Source organism: Lawsonella sp., from assembly GCF_011525565.1.
Taxonomy (GTDB): domain Bacteria; phylum Actinomycetota; class Actinomycetes; order Mycobacteriales; family Mycobacteriaceae; genus Lawsonella; species Lawsonella clevelandensis_A.
Genome location: NZ_WVRS01000024.1, coordinates 1 through 3,607 on the forward strand (window position 1 = coordinate 1; position 3,607 = coordinate 3,607).

4 protein-coding genes are annotated in these 3,607 nt (G+C 50.8%); 2 read left to right on the forward strand and 2 right to left on the reverse strand.

The features are described from left to right. Positions 1 to 195: hypothetical protein (locus QZV76_RS07420; RefSeq protein WP_290599393.1), on the reverse strand; the 195-nt coding region annotated here is incomplete at its 3' end. A gap of 58 nt (positions 196 to 253) precedes the next feature. Between QZV76_RS07420 and QZV76_RS07425 the strand changes: the two genes are divergently transcribed. Beyond that, positions 254 to 913, forward strand: coding sequence for a M48 family metallopeptidase (locus tag QZV76_RS07425; protein ID WP_290599394.1), 660 nt, complete (start codon positions 254 to 256; stop codon positions 911 to 913). A gap of 15 nt (positions 914 to 928) precedes the next feature. On the opposite strand, the gene QZV76_RS07430 is transcribed toward QZV76_RS07425, so the two are convergent. Then, positions 929 to 2,503 carry a zinc-dependent metalloprotease gene (locus tag QZV76_RS07430; protein WP_290599396.1) on the reverse strand — a complete coding sequence of 525 codons (1,575 nt, stop codon included), beginning with the start codon at positions 2,501 to 2,503 and terminating at the stop codon, positions 929 to 931. Between the two features lie 225 nt (positions 2,504 to 2,728). Between QZV76_RS07430 and QZV76_RS07435 the strand changes: the two genes are divergently transcribed. Beyond that, positions 2,729 to 3,427, forward strand: coding sequence for a hypothetical protein (locus QZV76_RS07435; protein WP_290599397.1), 699 nt, complete (start codon positions 2,729 to 2,731; stop codon positions 3,425 to 3,427). The last annotated feature ends 180 nt before the right edge of the window (positions 3,428 to 3,607 follow it).

A 3,607-nucleotide genomic window follows, 5' to 3' on the forward strand; every position in this document is an offset into this window, starting at 1 on the left:
GAGGTGAATGAGCTCTTGCAGATTGCGGGTACCGTCACAGCGGGTAAGAAGCCATTGCACATCTTCCGTCTGATACTCATCTGGGACTTCCACCATGACTGCCTCTTGTGGGAGAAGCCCTACCTGCAGCGTGCGTGGAGTACGTTGCACAATGGTGAGGTAGGGGTGGATTTGTGGTCCTTGGGGAATACTCATGGCGATATTCTGACAGCCTTATACGACCGTTGGGGCTCCTACCCGGTACATTCAAGATATGAGCGATAGTGATAAACCCATTAATATCCCAGGTGAAAAGGTATTTTCACACCTTGTTAGGGGAGAAAAATATCAGGTGAAAAATTCTTTTTCGGAAGAATTTCCCACTGATATAGAAATTCGCCGCTCAGCTAGACGGCGAAAAACAATTAGTGGACGTATCGAGAATGATCGCATCATCGTGATGGTGCCAGCTCACCTCACCCCACAGGCGGAGGAGCGTGCTGTCGCTAGCATAGTGGAGAAACTGCGTAAACAGCATCGTCGCAAACTCGCTCAGCGCACAATGAATACAACGGAATTGGGTCACTATGTAAGTAAGTTAGACCACCGTTACTGCCAGGGAAAAGCACGCCCTGCCGTAGTGGAGTGGAGCCGTGACGTGGCTACTCGTTGGGGTAGCTGCCACTATCGCACGCGCACTATTCAGCTACATCCTGCACTTGCCACCATGCCACGCTATGTTCTGGATTACGTTATTGTGCACGAACTATGCCATCTTACGGTTCCCGGAGGACACACCGATGCCTTCTGGGAGGCTGTGTCAGCATACCCCAAGGTAGAACGAGCCCGTGGCTACCTGGATGCAGCATCCCGATACGAGACGAAAAGCCCTACGCTCGACACGGATGAGAAACCCCGCAGCGAGTGTAGGTAAGGCTAGCAACAAATACTAGTTAGTGCTCCCAGTGTCATCGCCATCTTCTGGGCTTGTGTCGCCTGAGTCTGCATTGCCTGTGTCTGTGTCGTCGTGATCTCCCATAAGCTCCTCCTCGAGCTTCGCAAGATCCGATTCAAAAGAATCAGTAGTGTCATCTAACAAACGATCAATACAGGCAGCTGGGTTATCAAGATCACTTGCGCGGGGAAGAAGATCCGGATGGTCCCAGCAACTATCACGTTTCTCAGCACCACACGCATCCGTAATACGAGTCCATAAGGTGACGGCATCGCGCACTCTTCGGGGGCGCAATTCCAACCCGGCTTGGGCCTTTAAGGCCTCCTCGGCTTGGCTTGCCGTAGCTCTCCTGCGACGCCACATTTCAGACAGCGCCGGAGTGGAAGGTATGCGGTCTTTGATGGCGTTTTCTACAACAACATCAACCCATCCTTCTACAAGAGCAAGCATTGTTTCGAGGCGCTCCAAGGCTTTTTCATGGGTGTAGTGAATTTCCGGAGTCAACTCAATTGTCTGCATCTGGTTCATAGCATCCTGGAGTTTCTCCGGATCGGAGAGTACCTCTGGGTCAAGGCCAAACTCACGGGTTGCCGATTCAATATTGGAGTAGTCCACCACAATACCGTTCGCATGGTCTTGAATGGCTCCCAACAAACGAGGAGCCAGCCAAGGAACATGCGCCCACAACCGTTGATAGGCTGCCTCACGTGCAGCTAAGAAGACAAAAACATCACGTTGTGGGAGTTCTAGATCCCGTGACAACTGTGCAATGGTATCGGGCAGAAGCGCAGCCGTACCAGCAGTATCCAGCGGAATACCCATCTCCGAAGAACACGTAATTTCTTGGGAAAGAGCAGCCAGAGCACTACCAAGCTGAGTACCAAACGTGTAACTGGTGAGGTTCTTCATGATGTTCATGATTCCCCCCATACTTTCAGTAAACTGCCCAATCTGGTCTGAGAGTTCCCCTGGGAGCCCCTCCAGACCGGCAGTATTCATACGCTCTATAACGGGAGTGAGAAGCCGCCCCCAGGTGGGAAGAGAATTCTCCACCCACGTGCGGGGAACCCACGTTTCCGTGGAGGAAACACCAGTGGGAAGAGTTGTTACTTCATTGAGCCACAGATCTGCTAAACGGACAGCATCATCCACAGCTCGCCGCTGACCATCACTTATGGTGGGATCCGCCCCAAGCTCGCGCAGCGCAGCAGTGCGGGCAGCGGTGGTGTTAATAGTGGCACCCTGCTCTTTGCCAAAAGAACCACTAATACCGGAAATAAAGTCCCCCATTTGCTGCATCATGAACATAAATCCGCCATCGCGACCGCTCTTGCCGTCTTCCTCCGAGGAGTCGCCATCAGCGTTATCGTCCGTACCGGAAGCAGGACCGAAACCAAAGCTAAAATTCCCCAGATCATTCAGGTTAAAGCCATTCGATGTGCCCCCCGTGTTGGACGCATCGCCTCCCAGTAACCGGCGAAGAAAATCCATGGGGTCGTTATTGTCGCCATTGCCCTGTGGATCGTTGGTGTTGGAGCCGCCAGTGGGGGTGTCATTCTTGTCGCTCATGTATTTCAGACTACAGGGCTTTAGAAAGGAGGGCACGAAAATACCAGCTTTCACTAACGACCAAAAACAATCAATAAGGCTGCAGTGAGTTCATTAAGTGGACCTATTGAATAGTGCCCCCGCAAAAGTAGGGCTCCCATGGGAGTGGGGAGTGTGGTTTACTGTGCTCACTAAATTTTTAGAGATGTATCTGTCTTGTATTTCGGGTGAAAGGTTAGCAGTGTGATGACGTCTGCGACTGTGGGGAAAAGACTGGTAACAGCTGCAGTTATGTGTGGTCTGTTAGTAGGCGTATCGGGGTGTGAGAGTCATTCTGTGCTGTCTGGGTCTGGTCAGCCGGTTGATAAATCGTCTGTGTCTGCATCGGCTAATGCGGAGCGGAGAGATCCGGATCGAATTTATGCCAACCACGATAAAGGAGTTCCTCCAGATCAGACGATGGGGGATGTGAAGGGATCCGAAGATTTTAATCGTAACCTCAAAATATATGAGAAGTGGGGTGTGAAGCAGACATCTGAGTGGCTGGAGATCTGTAATCAGGTGAATGTGCCGGTGTTGCGGAAGGTGGGGGTTGATCCGCAGAAGGATTTGCAGAACAGGAGGGGTGGTCAGTTCAAGTTTACTTGTAGCTGGTTTACTACTCATGAAACAGTTCAGTTTTTCTTCAGTACTGAAACATCTTTACAAACGGCAAATACACGGCATGGTTTTAAACCTAGCGGTCAGGTTAATCGTTATGGAGAGACCTATGACATGGGGGATATTGAATTTATAGCTGAGGGGACTCCTCTTAATAGGTATAGCTGTGCACTGAATTTTGAACGTCATGGAGTGGCCTACGAAGCCGCTATCACCGGTAAAGAACCAAAAACCCATGAACAAGCCTGCAATGAGCTCATTGATATGGTCTCCCCACAAAAGTAGCTCTCCCACGGAAGTAGGGAGTGTGGTTTACTGTGCGCGGTAATTATTTTGGTGAAGAGAAATCGAGAAGAAGGTTAGTGGTGTGATGGGCTCTGTTTCTATGGGAAAAAGACTGGTGACAGCCGCAGTTATGTGTGGTCTGCTAGTGGGCGTATCGGGGTGTGAGAGTCATTCTGTGTT